The following is a 25,912-nucleotide window of genomic DNA, read 5'->3' on the forward strand; positions in this document are numbered from 1 at the left end:
TTTATTATGTAGTCTATATTAAAGTACATTTTCTGTTTGCGGAGATAATAAGCGGTACCAATCAACAACGCTTGGGTTCTCTGCTAAATCCGCAAAAGTGATTTCTTTTCCTTCGCGACGCCACTTCTCTACTAAACTCATAATTCTGACCGAATCAAGTCCTCTATTTAATAAATCTTCATCAGTCTCAATACTTTCTACTGGTTCACGAAGTAATTGTGCAACTAGTTCATGTACTTCCTGTAAAGTGATCACTTCACTCTTATCGCCTTTTACATTTTGTAACTCTTTTAATAGTAAGTTGGTTGATGTCGTCACTGCACATCTATTAGATGCATACTCTAATGCTTGTTTATGATGCTCTAATGAAAAATCCGCCACTGCATCTGCTACAAAGAACGGCTCTATACCATCCATAAACGCTTCACAAGCTGTTAAAAGGCAGCCAATATGCGCATAAATACCGCAAATAATAAGTTGATCTCTTCCCTGTTCATTTAAAATTTCTAATAGATTTGTCTTTTTAAATGCACTATATCTCCATTTTGTTAAGAATATATCATTCTCATCAGGAGTAAGTTCATCAACAATTTTCTTTTTATCTGGTCCAGCAGGAATACCCTCACCCCAGAAGTCTTGTAATAACCCTCGTTGTTCCAATGTTTGTCCACCTGGTTGTGCAGTATAAACAACTGGTATACCAAGTTCCTTACATTTTTCTCTTATCACCTTAATATTTGAAATGAGTTCTACTTTCGGTGACTCTTTATCGCTATAGGCATCAAGAAAATATTCTTGCATGTCATGGATTAGAAGAACCGCTCGTTTCGGATCTGGCGTCCAGTTCACTTTATTTTTTGGTAGTTCTGATTCAACTGGCATTTTGTATACTGAAATAGATGGGATAGCCATCTAATCACTTCCTTCCAATTTTTATATTTTTTATCGTTTTACTGTAATAAGTTTTTCAGCAATGACTTTACGTAACTCTTTTTTGCTTACCTTTCCAACACCTGTTTGCGGGAATGATTCAATAAATTCAATTCGATCCGGAATCTTATAAGCTGCTATACCGCGTTCTCTTAAAAACATTTTTAATTCACTTATTGTCGGAGCTTGTCCGCGAGCTATAACAAATGCACAAGTACGTTCCCCTAAATAATCGTCAGGCATTGATACAATTGCAACATCATGTACTGCATCATGTGCTAATAGATGATTTTCAACCTCTTCCGCAGCAACTTTCTCACCACCACGGTTAATTTGATCTTTATCCCTACCTTCTACAATGATGTAACCTTGTTCATTTACTTTCACAAGATCTCCTGTGCGATAAAATCCATCCTTTGTAAATGACCGTGCATTATGCTCTTCTGCTTTATAATAGCCTCGAATTGTATATGGTCCTCTTGTTAATAAACTTCCTACTTCACCAACTTTTACATCGTTATCATTTTCATCAACAACCCTTACTTCGTCGTATGTAGACATCGGTCTACCTTGTGTATGAATGATGATTTCTTCTGGATCATTTAATCTTGTGTAATTTACTAAACCTTCTGCCATACCGAACACTTGCTGTAACGTACATCCAAATGTAGGGCGTATACGCTTTGCAACTTCGGCGCCAAATTTCGCACCACCAACCTGAATCACTTCTAGGCTCGATAAATCGTTATTACGAGAAGATGCAGCATCAAGCCAGATCATTGCTAATGGCGGAACGAGAGCAGTAATCGTAACTTTTTCTTTTTCTATTAGAGCAAATGCCTCGTCTGGACTACCTCCAGTTGCTAGCACTACTTTTCCGCCTGCATAGAAAGTTCCAAATGTCCCTGGAGAACTCATCGGGTAATTGTGCGCTACTGGAAGAACTGCCATATAGACGCTATCCGTATTCAAATTACAAATTTCAGCGCTAACACGTAAGCTATAAATATAGTCATCATGTGTTCTAGGAATTAATTTAGAAAGTCCTGTTGTCCCTCCTGACAATTGGAGAAACGCAACATCACTTGGCTGAACGTCTGGTAATGGAATAGAATCTATATACAGATCACTTATGTTCACAAACTCTTCTTCTTCTCCCACTACAATTACATGTTGTAAAGTTGACACTTTCTCTTTCACTTCTCTTGCTAGTTTTCGATAATCAAAGCCGAGAGCCTTATCTGAAATAACGTAAGCACTCGCCTCACCAAACTCACAAAAATAACTAATTTCACTGCTTCGATGTGAAGGTAGGGCAAAGACAGGAAGTGCTCCAATTCGAAATAGCGCAAAACATATTTCGAAAAACTCGATAACGTTAGGTAATTGGATTACAACTCGATCCTCTTGTTTTATTCCTAAATTCAGTAAACCTGACGCTAAGCGATCTACTTTTTTATCAAGCTCACTATACGTTATATGCGTATTACCACTTACAACCGCAATTTGATCTCCATATTTTTCAGCACGCTCTCTTAAGACCCCGCCAAATGTTTCACCAAGCCAACACCCTTCCTCTCGATAGTGATCGGCAAATTCTTTTGGCCATTTTGTATAACCTATTAGCATTCTTTCTCCCCCCTAATCTTCATTCAATGAGCTATCATTCAAACCTAAAGCTTTCAGCATCGTTTGGAATTTAGCTGACGTTTCTGCTAACTCATCTTCTGGTTTTGACTCAGCAACAACTCCCGCTCCTGCAAATAGTCGAAGTGTATTTTCTTGCACTTCAGCACAACGAATTGTAACAATCCATTCACCATCTCCATTTAAATCGCTCCACCCTAGCATTCCTGTAAAAAATTCACGGTCAAATGGCTCAATTTTTTGAATCGCCTCTCTCGCTTCTTCCATTGGCGTTCCGCAAACTGCTGGCGTAGGATGAAGTGCAATTGCTAATTCCAAAGAAGTAGTATTCGGATCCTTTAGTTCACCTTTCACTTCAGTAGACAAATGCCACATCGCTTCACTATGAATCACGGATGGTTTTTCTGGAACATGTAATGTTTTACAGTATGGACGAAGCGCAGCAGCTACCGCTTCTACTACTACCGCATGTTCATGTAAATCTTTTGGAGAAGAAAGTAATTCCTCTGCTCTTCTTTTATCTTCAACTGGATCATCACTACGCGGTCTTGAACCAGCTAACGGATTAGAAATAACTTGCATGCCATTACGTGAAACGAGTAACTCAGGACTTGCTCCAATTAATGTCTTACTATTCTCGTTTTCATCTTTCGGTAAATTAACAGCAAATGTATAACCGTGCTTATTATGCTCTGCTAATTCTCGAAGGAGCTTTTGCTTATCAATCTTTTCGGAAGATTTAACATCTAACGATCTTGATAGAACGATTTTCTTTAAATCACCGTCTTGTATTTTTTCAATTCCTTGCTTCACACCATTCATATACACTTCAGGACCTGGTACAGGCGTCATTTCAAATGTTAAGTTCTCATTTGTTTCAAGCTGATTTGTTGTATCTAATTGTAATCGTTCAGATATTCTGCAATATTCTGGTACGATAAGTTGAACTTCTTTTCTACGATCAAATGGCAAAGCACCCACAACGATAGGATTCGGATTTTCAGCTTGTTTTGCATTACGTAATACTGCCTGTACTAGTTCTGGAAAACTTTCAATTTCACGATGTTTTACTGTAGTACACTCTCCTTCTGTCAATATCGTTCGAGTTGGTGAAGCGAAAAAGAACGAAGATTCAGTTTTATAATCTTCTAATAATTGTTCTGACAGTTCCTTTACAGCCGTAAGTTCATTCATAGTATAGTAGCCCCCTATTTTTTATTAAACGCCTAATGTAGCTCCGCCATCGACACATAAATTGTGCATTGTAATGTGACTTGCTTTATCAGAAGCTAAAAACAATACCGCTTCGGCAATTTCTGAAGGCTGTGCAATTTTTTGTAACGGTATACCGAGTCTATATGTACTTTGAGTACCTGCTATTATATTTTTTGCGCCATTCTCATCAGCCCATAGTAACCTTTGCATTTCAGTTTCAGTTGAACCTGGAGAAACTAAGTTACAGCGAATGTTATATGCTGCAAGTTCTAATCCTAAACACTTCATAAACATCGTCGTTGCAGCTTTGGATGCCGCATACGCAGCCATCTCCATTCTCGGGGTATTTGCTGCATTTGAACCAACTGTAACAATTGCCCCTGACTTTCTTTGCATCATACGTTTACTTACCGCTCGGGACATATAGAAAACGCCTGTAGCATTTACAGAGAATGTTTTATTCCAATCTTCATCACTTAAAGAGTGAATTGCTCCCATACGTAAAACCCCTGCAACATTTACTAATATATCTATCGGCGCTATATCATTTTCAATACCGTTTACCATATTTTCAACAGCGGTACTATCACTCACATCTAAACGAAACGTTTTCAGGTGTGTTTCCTTTAATTCATTTTCATTTAAGAGAACATTTAACCCCTCTTCATTTTGATCAACCGCAATAACTGTAGCTCCTCTTTCTAAAAACATTTTGGCAACAACACTACCTATACCTCGGGCTGCACCTGTTACTAAAACCGTTTTTCCAACAAATTCCCCTAAGTTCATTTCCTCTATCCTTTCACTTGAAAATTAATCTAATTAACCAAATTTGATAACGATTATCATTATCAATGTAAAAAATAATACACTTACTAAACTAATTGGTCAAGTGTACTTTCCATCAAAATATTATTCATTGATAATGTTTTTCATTTAATATTCTTACACCGAAATGATAATCTTTCTCAATAAACTTGTCAACCTATTTTTATTTTTCAGATAAAACATTTTAGTACTTCTCAATGCAATTACATCTAAAAGTAGTAATAAACACGTACATTAAACATTTAATTCCTACTCCTCTTTGTAAAATTAAAGAAGATAAACTATAGATACCCTCATTTACAAAGCCTTACCAAAAAATCGAGTATATACTTTCTCAACATTTTTCTGAAAATATCGAGAAAGTATATCTTGCAATTACCAATGTATATCGTGTTTATAATTTAAGATTTAATAAGTAGTTCGAATATAATGTATCACTTTTCAATATTCCAATATAATCCAAATGAATACTTTACTCGCTTTTTGCCTCAAGAAAATTCCACAAGTTGTTATTCATAAAAAAGCACCCTATTTAATAGGGTGCTTTTTCTAATCAAAGAGCTAAAGAAGATTTATATACTTATGCTACACTGCGATAGTCTTCTTCTTGTTCTTTATTCTGTTTAGGTGCTTGAATTAAAATTGCGATAATAAATGATACGACACATAATATGCCGATCACCATGAATGTTGGTTTGAATCCACCTAGAAGCGCACCGATAAAGGAACCTGCAAGCGCTCCAAATCCAAATCCTTGATACACAATTCCATAGTTCTTACTATGGTTTTTCATACCGTAGAAATCACCAACGATAGCTGGGAAAATCGTAATATTTCCACCAAAGCAAAACGCTACACTTGCTACACATACGAAGTAGATACCGTAATTTAAATCTACAAAACTTAGAACTAAGACTGAACTTGCCATAACAACAAAAGTACCAGTAACGATTTTTAAACGACCGATTTTATCTGATAACGGTCCTAGAATAATACGACCTAATGTATTGAAGATTGCAACCATAGCCACCGCATTAGCTGCTGTTGCTGCGCTAAGTCCTACAAGTTGAACACCAATATCTTTTACCATACCAATTAAGTATAAGCCACTCATACATGATGTAAATAACATAATAAATAATAAGTATACTTGTTTTGTGCCTAGCATTTCTTTCGTTGTATATTCGTGAGTTTTTGTCTCATGAACTGCACCTTGATCTGCAGCTTGATGGATTAAACAAGCTCCAAGGACAATCATAGCTGTAACAATTAAACCCCAGTATATAAATGCTTGTGATACTCCAACTGATTCAATTAACTGTGCATTAACGTATTTAAAGATTAAGCTACCTGAACCATATGCAGAAACAGAAATACCAGCAATTAAACCTTTACGCTTTGGAAACCACTTTATTAAATTGGATAATGAAGTGATATACGCTGTACCATCTGCATAACCTACAACAACTCCCGCTAGTACATACAGCAATATTAATGAGGAAGCTTGTGAGCTAAGTACTAACCCTAGCCCTAATGCTAGTCCAGCTATCATAATAAGTTTACGAAGTCCCCATTTTTCTTGCAATTTACTTGCAAATAAAGTTGAAAATGCTAAGGAAAGACTAGTAATTGAGAAAGTTATAGCAACTGCGTTAAGACTCCAACCGTATTTACTAACTAAAGGCTGATTGAATAAACTCCATGTATATATTGTTCCAAGCCCCATTTGTACGATGACTGTGCCAAGTACAACTAGCCATGGATTAACATTTGATTTTTTCATACCTTTTCGCCTCCTCTTTCTATTTCAATGCTGTTCGCTAAATTTACTTTTTTTATGTTCATATTGACCACCTCTTTTGATTTAACACCTTCATTGTATAAGATGTTACCACTTATGTAAGCACTTACAAGATAGAGCGTCAAAAATATGGAATCAGTTACAGAATACGAAGGACGAAATACAAAAAACGAATTATTAAATACGTAAATAGCTATTATCATGTTTCACATCCATACGACTTACAGCTGTTTTACCATCTTCTTTTATAAAAATTATGTCTCAAGTTATATCATGGCTAGATTACAAAATTTTGATTTTCCTATACAACTAAAAAAACTATTTTTACACTACGATGCATTTTATTTTTTATAAAACAAAAAATTTTTTATTGATAAACAAAACTAAATATTCACTAATATATCTATACGTGGTTTAATATATATAATAAAAAAATAATTCTGTCTTTAATAAGGAGGTACTATGAAAGCAAACGTAGGGGATACTATACTTTTTCACCGAAATAATTTAAAGATTACAGGATCTGTACTAAAACTATATACTGAATCGGTCTTAGTTGAAATTACAGATGTAAGCGGTGGTACTTTTGAATTTGATCGAACAATTGTAAATCATAAAAACTATAAAATTTTAAATAAGAATACATAAAACAACAAAAAATAGCCCCTGCTTACCAGCAGCGGCTATTTTATATGAAAATACTTCATTAGTTTATATATCCTAAAACACTTACAATCTTACTCGCTTTTAAATTATTAATGTGATAATAAATTTCTAAGCCCCTTCTCTCAGCTCGTAACACTTTACCTTTCATTTTTGATAAATGTTGCGAAACAGTCGATTGTGGAATATTTAGTAATTCTGTTAATTGCGTTACATTACAAGTTTTTCTCGTACTTAATTCATTTACAATTTGTAATCGGATTGGGTGCGCCATAATTTTTAAAATATCTACATCTTCTTCTGAAACTAAACTTTTTCTCATTTCACTCGTATATGTTGTCATAAGACATTCCCCTTTTATGTGAATTTCTCTTATTTATATCTATTTCCAAAATATTTAAAACTCCGACGAGAAACCTTTATATAAAAATAATAGAATTTTAAATTTTTAAAAACAGAATGAAATACAATTCACTTTATTTATTTGGTACATATACATAATACAATGTTAATATGTGCTCTATGTGAAGTTAGCATATATTTATAATGAAGATTTTTCAAACAATTCACATCTAACTATATACTTCCTCATAACACTATCCAGTGATTTTAACATATTTTAGGCATTTGTATATACTATCTACAAAATAAATGTTGTTTAGGAGGAATTCAAATGCCAACAATGTTACAAGAAGAAGTTGAAGAAGCGCGCGAAACATATGTCAGTCGTATCATTTTGGTCGGTGGATCAGCTTTATTTTTAGTCGGTGGTGTTATCTCGGCAATTTCGGCCTTTAAAACTTATAATCGATTGGAAAATACACCGCCTTCTACTGATAACTCCTAAGAATAACAAACAAATGCCACCTCTATAAAGAGGTGGCATTTGTTTTATCATAAGTTCTATACTAGAAACTCGCAAACAATGCTTTAAGTATGAATTACAATTGAACTTACTTCACCACAAACCTCGTCTGACTACACCCATCCTTCTGCTTCGTTACTTCTAATACAGCTGGCATTGCGTTTTTCAGCTCTTGAACGTGTGAAATAACACCGATAAATCGGCCTGATTTTTGTAAGTCAATTAAGGCGTCTACCGCTTTTGTTAATGATTCCTCATCTAGTGAACCGAATCCTTCGTCGATAAACATCGTTTCGATGGAAATCCCACCTTCATACGATTGAATGACGTCTGCCATTCCAAGCGCTAAGCAAAGCGATGCATTAAATTTCTCGCCGCCAGATAATGTTTTTACATCGCGTGTTTGACCAGTGTATGCGTCGTATACATCTAATCCTAATCCACTTTGACGATTTCTCTTTTCAACTCGTTCACTTCGTTTTAAATAAAATTGTCCATTTGATAATTTACGTAATCGTTCGTTTGCAATTTGAACAATTTGTTCTAAATACTCAATTAAGATGTAACGTTCAAATGATATACGGCTTTCGTTATCACCTTTCATTACTTCATATAAATCAACAAGTTCTTGGAACGCTTTTTCTTCCTCATGAATTTGCTCATCAATACGTCTAATATTTTCATGTAAATCAGAAATATATGTTACCGCATTTTGCGCGCGTTGACGTTTTTCTTTAATGATATCGAGATTAATTTGTAATTCTGTTATGTGTTCACCTAACGCTGTAATATCCATATACTCTTTATCTTTTAATTCAGCATGTAACTCTTCAATTTGTTTTGCCAGTACTTCAAGAGATGAATAATAGCTTTGAATTTCTTTTTGTAACAGCTCCATCTCAATATCATTTAATTTAGCTTCTTTATACGTAGATTGATCTGTAAATCCGCTCTGCTCAAGCTCTTTCATAAAGCGCGTGAAAGTCTCTTCTTTCTTCAATTTTGCACTTTCAAATTGATTAGAAGCACTTTCCTGTTCTGCTTGAATTCGTATATTTTCATTTTGCCAATGTTGATACGCTTCCTGCACTTTCTTCCATTCGTCCTCCATTAATCTGAGTTCATGCATAGCTTGGTCAAACTGCACTTTCCAAGCTTGGACTGTTTGTAAGTTTTCAGGAATATTTTTCTTATCATGTTCATATGACGTACGAAGCTGCATACACTCCATTTCTATACGGTGCTGCTCTGTTTCTACCTCACGCTTTTGCTTCTGAAGTACATCTACTTTTTCTTCTACGCTTTTTATATTCACAGCAGTTTGCTTACGTGTTTCTTCGCTTGCTTTTAACGTATTTACTTCAGTTACTAATTGTTTTCCCTTTTGAACAAGCGCACTATATGTTTCAGCTAATTCTTCCGAGCGATAGCCTCGCTTTTTAATTTCTTCTATTACTTGCTCATATTGAAGATGATAGAAATTCCATTTCTCCTCTAATTGTACATGTAATTTTTCAGCGGTATTCTTCTTGTCTCTTAAATCATTTAACTCTTTTTCATCGATCGCATCACTTTGTTCTGTAGCCTTTTTCGGATGGTTCGTACTACCACATACTGGACAAGATTCACCATTATGTAAATGAAGTGCTAATATTCCAGCTTGTTCACTTAACCAGCGGCGTTCCATATTTTCATATGCGTTCACTGCCACTTGCCTCTTATTATATGCCGCTTCTTTTTCTTGCTCGAATTTTTGTTTTTCTTGCCAAACATCATATGCTTGCTTTAAAACTTTTGCATCTTCTCGCATATTCGTTAGTTCTTCTACTTTATCTACATATTGCTCAAGTGCTCGTTCTAATTGCTGCAATTCACCAGACATTAGCTGTTTTTGATTTGTATGCTCGTCTAATTGTCGCTCTAAGTTGTGCATACCTTCTTTTAATTTCCCAATTTGAATTTCTGCATTTTGTAAATGCAACTGTTTCTCAGCTAATGATGCAATAATCGGTTGTAACTCTTCTAATCTTTGAACAAGTTTTTTTGCATCTTCTCTCTCAGGTTCTTTATTCTTTATTGCTTCATATTTCTTCTGAGCTAATTCAAAGCTATTCGTTATATTTTCTTTTTTAGCGATTATCTGTTTTAACAAAGTTTCAGCTTTCTGCTCATTTTGTATTGCTTCTTCGTACCATTGTTCAAATGGTAATAAGCGCTTCGCTTGTTCCGCACGTTTAAAAGATGTTTCTTTCATTTCAATAACTGTACGGTTTTCTTGTAAAGTATTATATTTCTCATTCTTTTGTTCTAAATCTATAAATTTCTCATTTACAGATTTCGCTGCATGAAAACGTGTTTCAGCATCTTTTAATTGCTTCGTTTGAACTTCTTGTTCTACTTGTAATTGCTCAACTTCTGCCTTATACACATCTGTTTCTTGTTCTAATGCTTCTACTACTTGATGCGTATTTACATGTTCTTGTTCCACTAATGTCTCTAATAATGATCCATCTCGGATTGGTAATTTAAAAACATTACGGAAGTATAACTCTCGCTCTTTCTGTTTTTCTTGTAAAACGTCTTTCCATTGTTTTCGTTTTTGATCGAGTAATTCACGCATTAACTTATAACGATCCGTTTTAAAAATACGACGCAAAATTTCTTCTTTGTTTTCTGTCTCAGATGTTAATAGTTTTCGGAATTCCCCTTGCGGTAACATAACAATTTGGCTAAATTGATGTTTACTTAAACCAATTAAATCTTCCACTTTTTTATTTACATCCGTTACATGAAAACGATCAACGGCTGGAACCTTCTCTTCACCAATCACTTCATATAATTCTACTGCATGTCCTGTAATCGTCTTGTTCCCTTGTTTTTTATGTCCAAGTTGTCGTTTTATTTCATAACGTTTCCCTTTTAGCTGAAAGGTTAGTTCTACACTAGTATACATATCATCATCAGCAAATTGACTGCGTAGCATGCTCGTATCACTACGTTCTTCGCCGCTTGCCTCACCATATAACACATAACAAATCGCATCAAAAATCGTTGTCTTTCCAGCTCCTGTATTCCCAGAAATAGCGAAAATACGATGATCTCCAAGATCGTTAAAATCGATTACTTCTTTCTGTTTATATGGTCCAAATGCTGTCATAATTAGCTGAATCGGTCTCATCCTCGTTCACCTTCCCGTTCTTGCACTGTTTGTAGTACTTCTACAAATAGACGTTCTTTCTCTTCTGATAAATCTAAGCCTTTCATTTCTTTATAAAAAGCCTTTAATAACGATAAATCATCCGTTTTATGCCTTGAAACAGTTACTTCATTAGACTCTGTGAACTCTCGTCTTTGAATTGACCTTTCAACATGCATTGCATTTGGATATACAGAGCGTATTTTTTCCATTGGCTGTAAGACAGGATTTTCATCTAATAATTTTACAAACACGTAATCTTCACTTATTGGATGTTGTAATAATTCATCTATTTTTGCTTCTACTGTTCGCATTTTACGGCGTGGTGTAAGTAACCTTTTTTCAATTGTTACTTCACCTTGCTCGTCCAGTTCCACAATATAATATCCTTTTTTATGTTTTTCTTCAGAAATAGAATATGCAAGTGGCGAACCTGAATATCGAATTGTCTCATTACGTACGAAATGCGCTTGATGTAAATGTCCAAGCGCTGTGTAATGAAACTTATCAAAATAATGACTATTTACGTATTCAGCACCACCAATTGAAAGCGGTCGTTCTGCATCACTTGTATTCTCCTCTGCTTCTCCCGCAGAAGTTACAAATGCATGACCTACAAATATATGTCTAGCTTCTTTATCCATCGTTTCAGAAAGCTCATTCATAAAAATACGCATCGCATCATCATGAGAACGTACGTCTTCATTTTTAAGTACATGTCTAACTATGCTTGGATCAGCATATGGAACGAGATGGAAGTGAACCTCACCATGTTCATCATGTAATATAATTGACTCATATGGAAATTGAAATTGTCCCACAATAAATAATCCTTGTTTCTTCATTAAACTACTACCAAAATGAATACGATCTGGACTATCATGGTTACCTGCAACCGCAATAACTGGTGTTTGTAAATCAATCACTATTTTTTGTAACACATCATTTAATAAGTCTACTGCTTCTGTTGGTGGAATTGCTCGGTCGTATAAATCGCCTGCAATAATTACGGCATCTGGTTTTTCTTCTTCAACAGCTTGTACAAACTGATCTAATACAATTTTTTGATCTTCAGTCATATACACGCCATGAACAAGCTTTCCCAAATGCCAATCCGCTGTATGAAATAACTTCATATTGTCCTGCTCCTTTTAATTTACTGATTTTAGTGATACGAGTTGATAGTTTATAGTAGTTTTTCCGTTCTCCCACTCTAACTTTTGTATCATTGCACTACCAATTCTTTCTTCATTCGATTTATATAAAGGTAATATTTCTTGAACTGTAAATAAGTGATAACCATCCAATTTTAATTGAAATATGTTTTCTACTATATGTAATCTTACTTCTTTTTCATTTGAAATAATTTTTGTGTGCATCTCAAATTTCATGATAGATACAACCCCTTTTTCTAATCTCTACACTATTAATAGTATATTGGCTATGCAAGATTGACAAGTACATACACGGTAAAGTACATACTTTTCTATTGCTATATGTTTTTTTATGTTTTACATATAATACGGTATGTGAAATTTTATTCGTTTCAAAAATAAAAATGTCTCATATGACATCTTTATTTTTGTATAAAGTCTTTCATTACATAATATAAAACTGTAATTAAAACGATCGCTACAAAAAATGAAAATACAGCGACAATGTATCCATCCTTATTTAATAGAATACAAAAAGAAATAGATATGATAAAAATCGGAAATACGAGACGTACTTTATCCTTCACTTCCTCTGTCGTATCTGTATGATGAAAAAACTGAGTTATCCCTATCATTAAAGAAGACAAAATAATCACCGACAACAGTAAAGGTCCTGGCATTCCGATTTCTCCTTTCTCTATTTCTACTAATGAAAAGCAATTTTTCTTACATCATAATCATTTCAAATATCCTTTTTGAAGTGATTATATACAATTTACACCTATATAATAGCGTGTTTATCATGTTAAATTCAAATAATTACAATTACAGTAATGTTGTAATATTCATTTTCAACCTCCGAAATCCTGCAAATATAACTCGTCAAAATATGCGTTGGGTAAATTAACATGTATCGCCAACTTTAGACAAAGTTTATAAAGGACATTTCAGTACGTATCAAGAATTAAGAATAAGAAGATATGTAAGGGAGGATGAATTATGACTGAACACGTTTTATTTTCTGTTAGTGAAAACGGAGTTGCATCAATTACTTTAAACCGCCCAAAAGCACTTAATTCTTTATCTTATGACATGTTACAACCAATTGGGCAAAAACTGAAAGAATGGGAAAATGACGAGCGGATTGTGCTTATCGTATTAAAAGGAACTGGTACAAAAGGTTTTTGTGCAGGCGGCGACATTAAAACTCTTTACGAAGCACGTTCAAATGAAGCTGCATTACAGCATGCGGAACGTTTTTTTGAAGAAGAGTATGAAATTGATACATATATTTATCAATATAAAAAACCAATCATCGCTTGTTTAGATGGAATTGTAATGGGCGGTGGTGTCGGTCTTACAAATGGTGCGAAATATCGAATTGTAACTGAGCGTACGAAATGGGCAATGCCAGAGATGAATATTGGCTTCTTCCCAGATGTCGGTGCTGCTTATTTCTTAAATAAAGCTCCAGGGTTTGCTGGCCGCTATGTTGCTTTAACGGCATCTATTTTAAAAGCTGCTGACGTATTATTTATAAACGCTGCTGATTACTTTATGACATCTGATTCATTACCAAATTTCCTTACTGAACTTGAAAGTGTAAATTGGCATAAAGAAGATGATGTACATACTAATTTAAAAGAAGTCATTCATACATTTGCAACTGCTCCAAGCTTAGAAAGCGAACTTGCTCCTACATTAGAAGAAATGAATTCACACTTTTCATTCGATACAATTGAAGAAATCATCCAATCATTGGAGAAAGATCAAGGTTCCTTTGCTTTAAAAACGAAAGAAACGCTATTATCAAAATCCCCTATTTCGTTAAAAGTAACATTAAAACAGTTTATTGATGGACAAGATAAGTCCGTTGAAGAATGTTTTGCTACCGACCTTGTACTTGCTAAAAATTTCATGAGACATGCAGATTTCTTCGAAGGAGTACGCTCTGTTGTCGTTGATAAAGATCAAAATCCGAATTATAAATATAAGCAGTTAAGTGATGTTTCAGAAGAAGATGTAAATCGATTCTTTAACTTACTTAATGCATAAAGTGAAACTTTAATAAGTGTGGCGCATCCCGTTCATACAGGATAAATCTGAGGCTATATAGTCGTGTAATTACGCGACTATATAGCCTCTTTCTCATTTAATAATTTTTAATAAAATTTAATTTTATTAAATCGAAATATGTGCTACACTATTTTTAATCAAATATTCTAAAAATAAAAAGGAGGAGCGACTATGATTGAAAATTTCTTTCTTTTCATCATTATGTCTATTTGTCTTATTATTTTACCTGGTCCAGATACAGCAATGGCCACGAAAAACACATTAGTTGCCGGTAAGATGGGTGGAGTAAAAACAGTGTTCGGCACATGTATTGCACTTTTAATTCATACGTTAGCAGCAGTAATCGGACTATCCGCACTTATTGTAAAGTCAGCTCTTTTATTCTCTATTTTCAAGTACGTTGGAGCTCTATATTTAATTTATATTGGTATTAAAGCCCTTTTAGCAATAAGAAATAAAGAAAGTGTTGATACAGCCGATATACCTTTAAATCATGAAGACGAACACTCTTCTTGCTTTCGTCAAGGATTTCTTACAAATTTATTAAACCCGAAAGTTGCAGTCTTCTTTTTAACCTTTTTACCGCAATTTTTAAATCCAAATCATAATACGTTTATCCAGCTTCTCGTAATGGGCCTTACTTACCTCGTTTTAACAGTTATTTGGTTCGCTTTTTATATATTTTTAATCGATAAAATTAGTGCTTTTATGAAAAAACCGAAGACGCAACGTTATATTCAAGGGTTAACAGGAATCGTCTTAATTGGTTTTGGTATTAAACTAGCTTTTGAAAAAAATAATTAACAAAATGAAAACCACCACTATTCTTAGTGGTGGTTTTCATTTAATAAGCGATTTGGCTGTCTACTCTTTATTAAAACCAGCGCTCAGTTACAACTTTTTTACGTGTATAGAATTGTACACCATCTGTACCATTTGTACCTAAATCACCAAAGAATGAAGCTTTATTTCCTGCAAATGCGAAGAATGCCATTGGTGCTGGAACGTTTACGTTTACACCGATCATACCAGCATCGATGTTATCACGGAACGTTTGTGCATGCTTACCATTTGACGTATAAATAACCGCTCCATTTGCAAATTTAGATTGATTTGTCAGTTTAATACCTTCTTCTAAATCTTTAACTCTTACAATGCTTAATACTGGAGCGAAAATTTCATCTTGCCAAATTTTCATTTCTTGATTTACACCGTCAAAGATTGTCGCACCTACAAAGTAACCTTCTCCAACTTCTTCCTTAATTTTGCGGCCATCTACTAATAAAGTAGCTCCATCTGCTACACCGCTATTAATATAGCCTAGTACACGCTCTTTATGAGATTCACGAATTAATGGTCCAACATAATTATCTTCATGGAAACCATCACCTACTTTTAACTTCTTCGTCTCTGCTACTAATACGTCGATAAATTCATCAGCAATTTCATCTACTACCGCTACTACTGAACATGCCATGCAGCGCTCTCCACTACTTGCGAATGCAGATCCAATTACACCTTGTACTGTTTTCTCAAGATTGCAATCTGGCATTACAATCGCATGGTTTTTCGCACCAGCTAACGCTTGTACACGTTTCCCGTGTTTCGTACCTGTTTCATAAACGTAACGAGCTACAGGTTCAGATCCAACGAACGAAACAGCTTGAATATCTTTATTTTCTAAAATGCTATTTACAACATCTTTTCCGCCTTGTACTAAATTTAATACTCCTTTTGGAAAACCAGCTTCATAGAATAACTCTACAAGTCGCTCTGCTAAAAGTGGCGTTCTTTCAGATGTTTTTAATACAAATGTATTACCGCAAGCAATTGCAAGTGGGAACATCCATAATGGAATCATCATTGGGAAGTTAAATGGCGTAATACCAGCAACAACTCCAATTGGATAGCGCCAAATTGATCCATCAATGCCGCTAGCAATATTCGGTAGAGCTTGTCCCATCATTAAATTTGGTGCAGATGTTGCAAGTTCTACTGCTTCAATACCACGCTGTACTTCACCAGTTGCATCCGTTAATGTTTTACCATTTTCAAGCGTAATGATTTTTGCAAGCTCTTCTTTGTTTTCTTGTAGAAGCTGTAAATATTTATACAATTGTCTTGAACGGTTCGGAACTGGTACTTTAGACCATGTTTCGTATGCTGCTTTTGCCGCTTCAACAGCTTTTTCAACATCTTCTCTCGGAGATAGCGGAACGTAAGCGATAATTTTTCCAGTTGCCGGATTTGGAACTGCTTCTACTTCTGTACCAGTAGATTCTACCCACTCACCATTAATATGATTTTTTACTCTTTTAATTTCAGTTGTAATCATTATATTCTCTCCTTTTTTATGATGTTTATAAGTCTATTATTTTTGATTAGAAATTAATTGCTCACTAACTTTCTTATATAAAGCAGCCATATCGTTTTCACCATACCCTGCTTCACTTGCTTCTTCATATACATTTAACAGCATTTCGCTAACTGGTAAGTGAAGTTCGCTTTCTTTCGCTAAATCTACTGCAAATCCTAAATCTTTCTTTAATAAATTCACAGTAAAGCCTGGCTCGTAGTTTTCTGATGCAATGAAACTTTTATAATTGCGCTCATAAATTCTACTTTGACCGTAACTTACATTTAAAATATCAAACATTTTATCTAAATCCATATTATTCTTTTTCGCTAATGTTAAAGCTTCACTTACTCCAGCTGTATAAAAACCAATTAATAGGTTATTAATTAATTTTACAGTTGTACCACTATCAATCTGCTCACTAACATGGAAAATGTTCGCGCCTAGTACACCCATGATAGATTCCGTTTTGTCATATACCTCTTTTGATCCACCAACCATAAACGTTAATGTACGGTTTTCGGCTCCAATTACCCCACCACTAACAGGTGCTGCTAAAAAGTCTACTTTCTTTTCCTTCGCAGCTTCCTCTAACTGTTTGTTTAACTGTGGAGATACAGTACTTGTATCAATTAAAACTACATTCGCGTGACTATTTTCAAATAATCCTTCTTCACCAAAATATACCGCTTCAACAGCGCGAGGTGAAGGCAAACTTGTAAAAATCACATCGCATGTTTCTGCTAGTTTTGAGATCGATAATCCGATAATACCTCCTTCATTTTCAAAGGAAGCTTCAGCCTCTTTATTTAAATCCACGCCATACACTGTGTAACTTGATTTAACTAAATTTTTAGACATCGGAAGACCCATGTTACCTAAACCGATAAAACCAATCTTTTTCATATCGCTTTCCTCCTATTTACACAATATACTTTCCGCGATTTATAATAGCTTTCGCAATTTCTCTCTTTTTTGTAAATACGTTCGTGTATAAAGGCACTAATAATTGACGAATTTCAGTTAAAATCACGTGTCTATCTTGTTCTTCTGTGACAGCCGCTGAAAGTATAGAAATCGCCGCTTCTTCTACTTTGCGATAGCCTTCTTCACAAATAACGTCAGTTATCATTTGTTTCGTACGCTCTTTCTCTTCACCATTTTTACTAATGGCTTTACTCGTACGTAAAAATGCTGATTCCATGACGTACACGTCCGTTAACATATTTGATAATACACGTGAATATTCTTGCTCTTGATCAATTTTTAATCCCGGAGTTTTAGAGAGCGTTTTCAAAGATTGTTTCAACAATTGTTTCGCTAATAAAATGTAACGATGGTTTCTTTCGACATTTGCTACATCAACCTCTACTTCTTTATCTTCAATTTGTTCCATTTGCTTCATTAACATTTTGGCAACTGTTAATCTATTAATTTCGTTCGTTCCTTCAAAAATACGACTAATTCTAGCATCACGATATAAACGTTCTACCTCGTACTCTTGCATATAACCGTAACCACCATGAATTTGTACAGCTTCATCTACGATATGACCTAGTGTTTCAGAAGCATTTACTTTATTAAGTGCACATTCAATTGCAAATTGAGACATTTTCTTCATAAGATCTTCATCACTCTCATGAATTGCTTCATCAATTACACCCGCTGTACGATAAGCTGCACTTTCTGCACCATATGTAGCAATGATCATATTTGCAATTTTCTCTTGAATCATCGTAAAATCTACTAACTCCGTTTGGAACTGTTTTCGCTCTTTTCCATATTGAACCGACAAAGCAATTGCTTGTTTTGCTGTTCCAATATTTCCAAAAGCAAGTTTAAGTCTAGCGAAGTTTAGAATATTAAGAGCTACGTGATGCCCTTTCCCAACTTCCCCTAAAACATTTTCTGCAGGAATAACAACATCTTCTAAAATAAGGGTAGCAGTTGAAGAACCTTTAATCCCCATTTTCTTTTCTTCTAGTCCAATGGATACACCTTCACATGTTCTTTCGACAATAAACGCTGTCATTCCTTTATTTGTCTTCGCAAAAACAACGTATACATCTGCCATATGAGCATTTGTAATCCACTGCTTTTCACCATTCAACTTCCAAGTAGTACCTTCTTCATTTAATACTGCACTCGTTTTTGCACTTAAAGCATCAGAACCAGCATTCGGCTCAGTTAGAGCATAAGCCCCAATCCATTCTCCTGATGCAATTTTCGGCAAATATTTTTCTTTTTGTTCTTTCGTTCCGTAATATATGTAAGGCAATGTACCTACACCTGCGTGTATATTAAATGAAACGCTAAATGCACCAGCGTATCCCATTTTTTCTGCTACAAGCCCTGAAACTGCCTTTCCTAACTCAAATCCACCGTACTGTTCTGGGACCTCGATACTTAACAATCCAAGTTCTCCAGCTTTCTCAAATAATTGACGAGAAACTTTATAGTTATGTTGTTCAATATTCTCTATTTGTGGAACAATTTCTTGTTTAACGAATTGTTCTGTCGTTTTTGCGATTAAATCTTCATCTCCTGAAAAATCTTCTGGCGTAAAGAAAGTATGATTCACATCTTTATTAAGTGAAAAAAATTCATCCCACGGTAACTTCGTTTTCTCCATCTGAATCCCCCTATCATTTCGGCCTTATTTTCTACTACATATGCTCGTCTACGATGAGTGGAATATCTTATTTTTGAAAACAGAAGGCGATGAATATTCACATCAAGCAGTTCTTTTTGCCAAAGATGTATTCTCATCGCCTTAGTTGTTTTATCCCGCTTTAATGGGCAGTAAGACCCCCGCCTCAAAATTCAGCGAAAGCAAAGAAGTTAGGCGGGGGATCAACTGCCCATAAAAGTCCGATTGGTTCAACTAATAATCAGTGGGGGATGAAGAAAACCCCCACTGATTAAAGTTTCACTTTATCTATTGATCCTCTGATAATACTGTTTTTGCAATTCCAGTATCTAGTTCTTCAAAGTCATGATATGAAATTGTTTCATATAACTCACTTCTCGTTTGCATATTTGAAAGCGCATCTTTTTGAGAACCTGTTTCCTTAATTAAAGTAAACACATTCTCATATGCTTTCGCTGCAACGCGAAGTGAAGTTACAGGATAAATAACCATTTGGAAGCCCATATTTGCAAATTCCTCTGCACTATAATAAGGCGTTTTTCCGAACTCAGTCATATTCGCAAGTAAAGGTGCATTTACTTTACTATTAAATAGACGGAACTCTTCTTCTGATTGAAGCGCTTCAGGGAATATCGCATCTGCACCTGCTTTTACATAGGCATTCGCTCTTTCGATCGCTTCATCTAAGCCTTCTACACCACGAGCATCTGTACGTGCTACAATATATAAGCTTGGTGCAACTTCTTTAATCGCTTTAATCTTTTGAACTAATTCTTCTGTCGTAACGAGTTTCTTACCATTTAAATGTCCACATTTCTTTGGTAATTGTTGATCTTCAATTTGAACAGCTGCAACTTTCGCTTCTACCATTTCTACCGCTGTTCTCGCTACGTTGAGAACACCGCCAAATCCTGTATCAATATCAACAAGAACTGGTAAGTCTGTAGCTCTTACTAGATTTCTTGCTCGCTCTGCTACTTCAGTAGACGTCACGATTCCTAAATCAGGTAGTCCTTTACTTGCAGTATAAGCAGCTCCTGATAAATAAAGAGCTGAAAATCCTGTATTTCTCGCAACTAAAGCTGCCATTGCATCATGAGCACCTGGAATTTGCAAAATTTCATTTGCTTCTACTAAAGCTCGGAAGCGATTCGCAAGCTCCTCTTGTGTTGACTGTTTATTCACAACCCAAGCCATTCTAAATTCCCCCTATTATTAAATTAAGAATAGATCTACAAATTCGTTTACATTCATATTTTCTAGTTTCTCTTCATTTAAACAAGCTTCATGAATTTGTTCTTGTTGCTTACTAGAATAATGACCTGCCATATTTGCAGTGAATTTTTGAACAACTTTTGGAATTGCTTCGTCTCTACGGAAACGGTGACCAAGTGGATATTCACATTCCACGTTTTCTGTTACAGTTCCATCTTTGAAATGGACTTGAACAGCGTTGGCGATTGAGCGCTTGTTCGGGTCAAGGTAATCTAAACTGTACTGTTTGTTTTCAACAACAACCATCTTATTACGTAATTCATCTACACGTGGATCATTTGCTACTGCATCCTCATAATCGTCCGCAACGATATCTCCTTTTAATAAACCAATTGCCGTAATGTATTGTAAGCAATGATCACGATCAGCTGGATTATTTAATGGACCTTCTTTATCAATAATACGGATTGCTGATTCATGAGTTGTAATTGTAATACGATCAATTTCTTCTAATCTTTCTTTAATTTCTGGGTGTAATTTCACAGCACACTCTGCAGCTGTTTGTGCATGGAACTCTGCTGGATATGAAACTTTAAATAATACATTTTCCATTACATATGACTCTAATGGTCTTGCTAACTTTAATTCTTGTTTATTAAATAACACATCTTGGAATCCCCAACCTGGTGCAGATAAAGCTGTTGGATAACCCATTTCACCTTTTAGAGCAGTCATTGCAAGATGAACACCACGGCTTGTAGCATCACCCGCTGCCCATGATTTACGTGAGCCAGTATTTGGTGCATGACGATATGTACGAAGGCTAGAATTATCAATCCATGCATGTGATAATGCATTAAAGATTTCTTCACGTGTTCCGCCAAGCATTTTCGCAACTACAGCAGTTGTTGCTACTTTTACATATAATACGTGGTCAAGACCAACACGGTTTAAGCTGTTTTCTAAAGCAAGTACACCTTGAATTTCATGTGCTTTAATCATCATTTCTAATACTTCACGTACTTTTAATGGTTCTTTTCCTTCTGAAATACGAACACGGCTAATATAATCTGCAACTGCTAAAATTCCGCCTAAGTTATCAGATGGATGTCCCCACTCTGCTGCAAGCCAAGTATCGTTATAATCTAACCAACGGATCATACATCCGATATTAAATGCACCTTTCACTGGATCAAGTACATATGACGTACCTGGTACACGTGTACCATTTGGCACGATTGTTCCTGGAACAACTGGTCCTAGTAATTTCGTACATTCTGGATATTGTAATGCTAATATTCCACATCCAAGCGTATCAAGTAATACGTAACGAGCAGTACTGAATGCTTCTGCACTAGTTACCTCTTTATTTAATACATAATCCGCAATTTCTTCTAATAATGCATCTTTTTGTTTAATTTCATTTGTTTTAATCATGCTATTCTTCCCTTTCTGTCGAAAATTCGTTATTATTAATGATGGGTGTCGGTCAAACACCCATCTGGCGGGCGGCGCTAACAACTCCCCAGTTGTTCTTATTTACTAATTACATGTCGCTCGCCAATGTAATTTACACGTGGACGGAACAATCGATTGTTCGTATGTTGCTCAATTACGTGCGCACATAGTCCCACTGTTCTAGAGCTAAAGAAGATTGGTGTGTAAAGTTGAATTGGGATACCAAGCATCCAATATACTGGAGCTGCATAATAATCAAGATTTGGATAAATTCCTTTTTCCTTCTCCATAATCTTTTCTCCAGCTTCACACATTTCATATAGTGTATAATCACCTTTTACATCACATAACTGCTTTAAAGCTTCCTTCATCATCAGTGCTCTTGGATCCATCTTCTTCATGTACACACGATGTCCAAAGCCCATAATTTTTTCTTTGTTATATAGTTTCTTCTGTAGCAACTCTTCAAACTTCTCAACATTACCAGCTTCTAAAAGCATGTACATAACGGCTTCGTTTGCACCGCCGTGTAAGCTACCTTTTAAAGATGCAACTGCACCTGTTAAAGCACCATATAAGTCGGATTGAGTTGATGCAATAACACGCGCTGTAAATGTAGAGTTTGGCATTTCATGTTCACTATATAAAACAAGGGAACGATCAAAGATCTTCTCCTCAAGTTCAGTTGGTTTTTTACCTGTTAACATATAGAAGAAATTCGCGCTATATGATAATTCTTTAAGAGGCTGAATTGGGTCTTCATTATTTAAAATATGATAGCTATTCGCTACAATGTTTGGTACTTTACTCAATAATTTGTACCCGCGGCTTTTGTTTACCTCTAACGATCGGTTTTCGATATCATTATCGTAACCAGCTAATGCGGACACACCTGTACGCAATCCATCCATCGGGTGCGTTTCTTTCGGTAATGCCTTTAATACGTTGAATACACCTTCTGGTACCGCGTATTCTTCTTTTAATTTCTTTTCAAGTTTCGCTTTTTCATCCTCATTTGGTAGATGTTCTTCCAATAAAAGGTGCACAATGTCTAAATACTCTTTTGTTTTTGAGAGTTCGATTAAATCATACCCTTGAATTACAATTTCACCTTTCACTGTGTCAAGAAACGAGATCTTCGTCTCCGCTGCCACTATACCATCTAATCCCGGGGAAAATTTTTCTTCAGCTTTCATCATTATTTCCTCCAATCCTAATAGATCTTCGTGCACATAACTGTAAGCCTTTACAATATTGTGAAACTACATTTCTATTTCAATGTATCAGAGTTTTTAGAAGATTTCAATTTATTTTATAATGATAAGTTTCCTATACTTTTACCGATGTAACAATACAATTTTTCAAAAATAATTTTCATATTTTATAAAGAAAGGACAGACTTCTTTGCGCGTCTTATTAAAACAAAATATAAGGATGACTCAGAAAATCCCATAAAATATATCATTCTCTCAATTTTCTTAAGAAAATAAAAAAAACGAGCTGTACACATATACAACTCGTTTCTACATGATATTTATTTCACTATCTCATCAATATAATTCTTATATAAAACTTAATTATTTTTAAAAAGTTATTATTTTACATAATTAAATTGAATTTCTTCCGTTTCCTCATAGTAACATTCAACTAAATGATAGTTTTTAAAGTACCAAAGATTATAAACATCCCCCAAAATAGAATGTCTTCTTTCTCAACTGATACGATTTCCCCATCTGATTTCTCAGAAACTATCCCTAAAAAATAGTCAGGCTGAATTGAACTATTAATATGTTATCCTTTAACCATTGTAAATCGTTATGTTCAATTGAAATTTTCATTTTTGTTACTTCCGTTTACGCAACTTCTTTTTTACCTAATCGCTGTTTTACAAAAACGACAAAAATAATGAAAGCAAGTAATCCTGAAATTGCACTACCTGCAAATAAAATCCGGTAACCAAACATTTGTGAAACAACTCCAAGTAAAATCGCACCAAGTCCAATCCCTAGATCAAATGCGGTAAAGAACGAAGCGTTAGCTACTCCTCTTTTACTCGGGTCAACAATTGTAAGCATTGCCGCTTGCAATGCCGGCTGCGCTGAACCGAATCCAACACCGTATAATGTAGCGGCGATAATTATCCCCATTAAACTATTTGAAAGTGATAATACAACTATTGCGATAATAGTAACGCATAGTGCCGGGAATATAATAAATACTTCTCCATACTTATCTAATAGTTTCCCTGAAATTGGTCTTACGATTGTTAAAGCAACTGCATATACAAGAAAGAATGTCCCAGGATTCACATCAATTGACGATGCAAATAACGGTAAAAATGTCGTAATCCCTCCATATGCAAATGATAAAAAGAAAACAACAATCGTAATGGATAGAACGGAATTTTCAAACAGTTGTATTTCCCCTTTTTCTTGTTGTGGTGTGAATGGCATTTTCGTCATGAACGATAAAAGGACTGCCATAAAGGATAAAACAGTTGCTAACAAGAATAGGCCGTGAAATGAATAATGTTGTACAACCGATAATCCAATCATTGGACCGATTGCCATTGCAATTGTCATAGCCATCCCATACCAACCCATCCCCTCACCACGGCGTGAATCTGGAATAATATCAGTGATTGCTGTTCCAACAGCTGTTGTCGAAACAGCCCATGTTACTCCGTGAATAACACGTAAAACAGCTAAAAGGATAATGGTCGACGCTAAATTATAAGAATACATCGTTATCCCAAAAAAGATGAGTCCGAAAATTATAAAAGATCTTCTACCATATTGATCTAACATTCCTCCGATAATCGGTCGTATTACAACTGCAGCTATTGTAAACATTCCCATCATAAGTCCTACTTGCGATTCATTACCACCTATCTCTTTAATAAAGAGCGGGAGCGTTGGTACAAGTAAATAAAATCCTGTAAATAGAAATAACATCGCGAAAGTCATTTGAATAAATGATTTCGTCCATAATCGTTCCATTAAAATTCCTCCATAAACATGTATGTTCTTGCAATTAACACCTCCATTTTACATTTTCTTAATCCCTTTGCCCTCCGTAAATAGACGTATCTTTTTATAATAAATGGTCCACTACCCATTTCAATTGGTCTTACAACTTTATACGTATACCTTAGCCTAAAGTCCTACCTATATGTACCTTTATATATGTGAAAAGAATATACTACTTTATTATCACAACTTAGGAGTGATTATTTTATGTGGGTATCTTCAAGAGTAACAGTCGTCGTTCCTTCGACCCCCGAAATACACGTTCCAGCCGTACATACGGCTAGTTCCGATGTAGGAATTGAACTTCCCGCAACTTGGCAACAATATCAAATTCCCGGTCAAGTTACCCCATCATTTTGGCATCATGGCACACATCCAAGTAGCACCACTTTTCATAGCCAAAGTTTTCCTCCACTACCTCAGACTCAAGTTTTTTATCATTTCCCTTCTATTTACTTCCAAAATTTCTACGGTACGTTTAACATTTAAATTCATCATTGCATAGCTGCTGCATTTTAACGAAAATAATACTTCAAACAAAAAAATATTTAATGATTTCAAATAACAACTATTTAATCCTAATCTCCAATAAACTGCTTACTATAGTAATTTTCTGTAGGAAATCAATAATTGACATTTTAATTTTAACGATAAAAAAGCACTTAAGCTTGTAATTTCCACAAATCTTAAGTGCTTTTTTTATACTTTTTATTAACTTCTCTTATTGCCCATTATTAGCAGGAACTTCTCCCGCATTTCCGCCAGTATCTGGTTGTGTCGTCGCTGGTGGCGTTGTATTCCCTTGACCTCCTCCATTATTTGCTGGAGG

The 25,912-nt window shown here is 35.1% G+C and carries 22 protein-coding genes and 1 pseudogene; 5 read left to right on the forward strand and 18 right to left on the reverse strand.

The window, feature by feature from the left end; genetic code table 11:
- Positions 1–18: 18 nt before the first annotated feature.
- The 5 genes from MR113_RS09535 to MR113_RS09555 form a co-directional block, all read right to left on the reverse strand.
- Positions 19–912 (reverse strand): isochorismatase family protein, encoded by an 894-nt coding sequence (locus MR113_RS09535; protein ID WP_242253811.1) that lies wholly within the window; start codon positions 910–912, stop codon positions 19–21.
- 30 nt (positions 913–942) lie between these two features.
- Positions 943–2,559: a (2,3-dihydroxybenzoyl)adenylate synthase gene (locus tag MR113_RS09540; RefSeq protein ID WP_242253813.1), complete on the reverse strand. Its 1,617-nt coding sequence runs from the start codon at positions 2,557–2,559 to the stop codon at positions 943–945.
- Between the two features lie 12 nt (positions 2,560–2,571).
- Positions 2,572–3,771, reverse strand: a complete 1,200-nt coding sequence (gene dhbC, locus MR113_RS09545; RefSeq protein WP_242253815.1) for an isochorismate synthase DhbC — start codon at positions 3,769–3,771, stop codon at positions 2,572–2,574.
- Positions 3,772–3,795: 24 nt separating this feature from the next.
- On the reverse strand, positions 3,796–4,581 hold the full coding sequence (gene dhbA, locus MR113_RS09550) for a 2,3-dihydro-2,3-dihydroxybenzoate dehydrogenase (protein WP_242253817.1): 786 nt from the start codon (positions 4,579–4,581) through the stop codon (positions 3,796–3,798).
- 619 nt (positions 4,582–5,200) lie between these two features.
- A complete protein-coding gene (locus MR113_RS09555) occupies positions 5,201–6,403 on the reverse strand; it encodes an L-lactate MFS transporter (protein ID WP_242253819.1) in 1,203 nt (400 codons plus the stop codon).
- 480 nt (positions 6,404–6,883) lie between these two features.
- Here MR113_RS09555 and MR113_RS09560 point away from each other — a divergent pair, with 480 nt between their 5' ends.
- Positions 6,884–7,069: a YkvS family protein gene (locus MR113_RS09560; protein WP_242253821.1), complete on the forward strand. Its 186-nt coding sequence runs from the start codon at positions 6,884–6,886 to the stop codon at positions 7,067–7,069.
- Between the two features lie 58 nt (positions 7,070–7,127).
- On the opposite strand, the gene MR113_RS09565 is transcribed toward MR113_RS09560, so the two are convergent.
- Positions 7,128–7,427: an ArsR/SmtB family transcription factor gene (locus MR113_RS09565; RefSeq protein ID WP_000214798.1), complete on the reverse strand. Its 300-nt coding sequence runs from the start codon at positions 7,425–7,427 to the stop codon at positions 7,128–7,130.
- 330 nt (positions 7,428–7,757) lie between these two features.
- Here MR113_RS09565 and MR113_RS09570 point away from each other — a divergent pair, with 330 nt between their 5' ends.
- Positions 7,758–7,931 carry a hypothetical protein gene (locus MR113_RS09570; RefSeq protein WP_001142748.1) on the forward strand — a complete coding sequence of 58 codons (174 nt, stop codon included), beginning with the start codon at positions 7,758–7,760 and terminating at the stop codon, positions 7,929–7,931.
- A 106-nt stretch (positions 7,932–8,037) separates the two neighbouring features.
- Here the strand turns inward: MR113_RS09570 and MR113_RS09575 are convergent, their stop codons facing one another.
- From MR113_RS09575 to MR113_RS09590, 4 genes are all read right to left on the reverse strand, one after another.
- Positions 8,038–11,127, reverse strand: coding sequence for an AAA family ATPase (locus MR113_RS09575; RefSeq protein WP_242253823.1), 3,090 nt, complete (start codon positions 11,125–11,127; stop codon positions 8,038–8,040).
- Positions 11,124–12,281, reverse strand: a complete 1,158-nt coding sequence (locus MR113_RS09580) for an exonuclease SbcCD subunit D (protein WP_242253825.1) — start codon at positions 12,279–12,281, stop codon at positions 11,124–11,126. Before MR113_RS09580 ends, MR113_RS09575 begins: the two co-directional genes overlap by 4 nt.
- A gap of 15 nt (positions 12,282–12,296) precedes the next feature.
- The gene (locus MR113_RS09585; RefSeq protein WP_242253827.1) at positions 12,297–12,536 is read right to left on the reverse strand and encodes a DUF2584 family protein; all 240 of its coding nucleotides are present in this window, start codon (positions 12,534–12,536) and stop codon (positions 12,297–12,299) included.
- 185 nt (positions 12,537–12,721) lie between these two features.
- A complete protein-coding gene (locus tag MR113_RS09590) occupies positions 12,722–12,979 on the reverse strand; it encodes a hypothetical protein (RefSeq protein ID WP_001119406.1) in 258 nt (85 codons plus the stop codon).
- Between the two features lie 319 nt (positions 12,980–13,298).
- Here MR113_RS09590 and MR113_RS09595 point away from each other — a divergent pair, with 319 nt between their 5' ends.
- Positions 13,299–14,354: an enoyl-CoA hydratase/isomerase family protein gene (locus MR113_RS09595; protein ID WP_242253829.1), complete on the forward strand. Its 1,056-nt coding sequence runs from the start codon at positions 13,299–13,301 to the stop codon at positions 14,352–14,354.
- Between the two features lie 192 nt (positions 14,355–14,546).
- Positions 14,547–15,179 carry a LysE family translocator gene (locus MR113_RS09600; RefSeq protein ID WP_242253832.1) on the forward strand — a complete coding sequence of 211 codons (633 nt, stop codon included), beginning with the start codon at positions 14,547–14,549 and terminating at the stop codon, positions 15,177–15,179.
- A gap of 70 nt (positions 15,180–15,249) precedes the next feature.
- Here the strand turns inward: MR113_RS09600 and MR113_RS09605 are convergent, their stop codons facing one another.
- The 8 genes and pseudogenes from MR113_RS09605 to MR113_RS09640 form a co-directional block, all read right to left on the reverse strand.
- Positions 15,250–16,710 (reverse strand): CoA-acylating methylmalonate-semialdehyde dehydrogenase, encoded by a 1,461-nt coding sequence (locus tag MR113_RS09605; RefSeq protein ID WP_242253835.1) that lies wholly within the window; start codon positions 16,708–16,710, stop codon positions 15,250–15,252.
- A gap of 36 nt (positions 16,711–16,746) precedes the next feature.
- On the reverse strand, positions 16,747–17,637 hold the full coding sequence (locus MR113_RS09610; protein WP_242253836.1) for an NAD(P)-dependent oxidoreductase: 891 nt from the start codon (positions 17,635–17,637) through the stop codon (positions 16,747–16,749).
- Between the two features lie 16 nt (positions 17,638–17,653).
- Entirely contained in the window at positions 17,654–19,363 is a 1,710-nt protein-coding gene (locus tag MR113_RS09615) for an acyl-CoA dehydrogenase family protein (RefSeq protein ID WP_242253837.1), read from the reverse strand.
- Positions 19,364–19,669: 306 nt separating this feature from the next.
- Positions 19,670–20,578, reverse strand: a complete 909-nt coding sequence (prpB, locus tag MR113_RS09620; RefSeq protein ID WP_242253838.1) for a methylisocitrate lyase — start codon at positions 20,576–20,578, stop codon at positions 19,670–19,672.
- Positions 20,579–20,596: 18 nt separating this feature from the next.
- Complete coding sequence (gene prpD, locus MR113_RS09625) at positions 20,597–22,033, reverse strand: 2-methylcitrate dehydratase (protein ID WP_000598119.1); 1,437 nt, start codon at positions 22,031–22,033, stop codon at positions 20,597–20,599.
- A gap of 98 nt (positions 22,034–22,131) precedes the next feature.
- The gene (gene mmgD, locus MR113_RS09630) at positions 22,132–23,253 is read right to left on the reverse strand and encodes a citrate synthase (protein ID WP_242253839.1); all 1,122 of its coding nucleotides are present in this window, start codon (positions 23,251–23,253) and stop codon (positions 22,132–22,134) included.
- A 395-nt stretch (positions 23,254–23,648) separates the two neighbouring features.
- Positions 23,649–23,892, reverse strand: a pseudogene (locus MR113_RS09635) (HesB/YadR/YfhF family protein).
- Positions 23,893–23,907: 15 nt separating this feature from the next.
- Entirely contained in the window at positions 23,908–25,053 is a 1,146-nt protein-coding gene (locus MR113_RS09640) for an MFS transporter (RefSeq protein ID WP_242253840.1), read from the reverse strand.
- Between the two features lie 237 nt (positions 25,054–25,290).
- Between MR113_RS09640 and MR113_RS09645 the strand changes: the two genes are divergently transcribed.
- Entirely contained in the window at positions 25,291–25,572 is a 282-nt protein-coding gene (locus MR113_RS09645; RefSeq protein WP_242253843.1) for a hypothetical protein, read from the forward strand.
- Positions 25,573–25,912 lie beyond the last annotated feature (340 nt).

Source organism: Bacillus cereus group sp. BfR-BA-01379, from assembly GCF_022663605.1.
In the GTDB taxonomy this organism is placed as follows: Bacteria; Bacillota; Bacilli; order Bacillales; family Bacillaceae_G; genus Bacillus_A; species Bacillus_A mobilis.

What these genes read in the sequence shown, in the direction of transcription:
- prpB (WP_242253838.1), bottom strand. Translation starts at nt 20,578, where the DNA reads ATGGCTTGGGTTGTGAATAAACAGTCAACACAAGAGGAGCTTGCGAAT.
- MR113_RS09565 (WP_000214798.1), bottom strand. Translation starts at nt 7,427, where the DNA reads ATGACAACATATACGAGTGAAATGAGAAAAAGTTTAGTTTCAGAAGAA.
- MR113_RS09610 (WP_242253836.1), bottom strand. Translation starts at nt 17,637, where the DNA reads ATGAAAAAGATTGGTTTTATCGGTTTAGGTAACATGGGTCTTCCGATG.
- MR113_RS09640 (WP_242253840.1), bottom strand. Translation starts at nt 25,053, where the DNA reads ATGGAACGATTATGGACGAAATCATTTATTCAAATGACTTTCGCGATG.
- dhbA (WP_242253817.1), bottom strand. Translation starts at nt 4,581, where the DNA reads ATGAACTTAGGGGAATTTGTTGGAAAAACGGTTTTAGTAACAGGTGCA.
- MR113_RS09555 (WP_242253819.1), bottom strand. Translation starts at nt 6,403, where the DNA reads ATGAAAAAATCAAATGTTAATCCATGGCTAGTTGTACTTGGCACAGTC.
- MR113_RS09600 (WP_242253832.1), top strand. Translation starts at nt 14,547, where the DNA reads ATGATTGAAAATTTCTTTCTTTTCATCATTATGTCTATTTGTCTTATT.
- MR113_RS09585 (WP_242253827.1), bottom strand. Translation starts at nt 12,536, where the DNA reads ATGAAATTTGAGATGCACACAAAAATTATTTCAAATGAAAAAGAAGTA.
- mmgD (WP_242253839.1), bottom strand. Translation starts at nt 23,253, where the DNA reads ATGATGAAAGCTGAAGAAAAATTTTCCCCGGGATTAGATGGTATAGTG.
- MR113_RS09590 (WP_001119406.1), bottom strand. Translation starts at nt 12,979, where the DNA reads ATGCCAGGACCTTTACTGTTGTCGGTGATTATTTTGTCTTCTTTAATG.
- MR113_RS09535 (WP_242253811.1), bottom strand. Translation starts at nt 912, where the DNA reads ATGGCTATCCCATCTATTTCAGTATACAAAATGCCAGTTGAATCAGAA.
- MR113_RS09645 (WP_242253843.1), top strand. Translation starts at nt 25,291, where the DNA reads ATGTGGGTATCTTCAAGAGTAACAGTCGTCGTTCCTTCGACCCCCGAA.
- MR113_RS09615 (WP_242253837.1), bottom strand. Translation starts at nt 19,363, where the DNA reads ATGGAGAAAACGAAGTTACCGTGGGATGAATTTTTTTCACTTAATAAA.
- MR113_RS09580 (WP_242253825.1), bottom strand. Translation starts at nt 12,281, where the DNA reads ATGAAGTTATTTCATACAGCGGATTGGCATTTGGGAAAGCTTGTTCAT.
- MR113_RS09605 (WP_242253835.1), bottom strand. Translation starts at nt 16,710, where the DNA reads ATGATTACAACTGAAATTAAAAGAGTAAAAAATCATATTAATGGTGAG.
- MR113_RS09575 (WP_242253823.1), bottom strand. Translation starts at nt 11,127, where the DNA reads ATGAGACCGATTCAGCTAATTATGACAGCATTTGGACCATATAAACAG.
- MR113_RS09540 (WP_242253813.1), bottom strand. Translation starts at nt 2,559, where the DNA reads ATGCTAATAGGTTATACAAAATGGCCAAAAGAATTTGCCGATCACTAT.
- MR113_RS09560 (WP_242253821.1), top strand. Translation starts at nt 6,884, where the DNA reads ATGAAAGCAAACGTAGGGGATACTATACTTTTTCACCGAAATAATTTA.
- MR113_RS09570 (WP_001142748.1), top strand. Translation starts at nt 7,758, where the DNA reads ATGCCAACAATGTTACAAGAAGAAGTTGAAGAAGCGCGCGAAACATAT.
- MR113_RS09595 (WP_242253829.1), top strand. Translation starts at nt 13,299, where the DNA reads ATGACTGAACACGTTTTATTTTCTGTTAGTGAAAACGGAGTTGCATCA.
- prpD (WP_000598119.1), bottom strand. Translation starts at nt 22,033, where the DNA reads ATGATTAAAACAAATGAAATTAAACAAAAAGATGCATTATTAGAAGAA.
- dhbC (WP_242253815.1), bottom strand. Translation starts at nt 3,771, where the DNA reads ATGAATGAACTTACGGCTGTAAAGGAACTGTCAGAACAATTATTAGAA.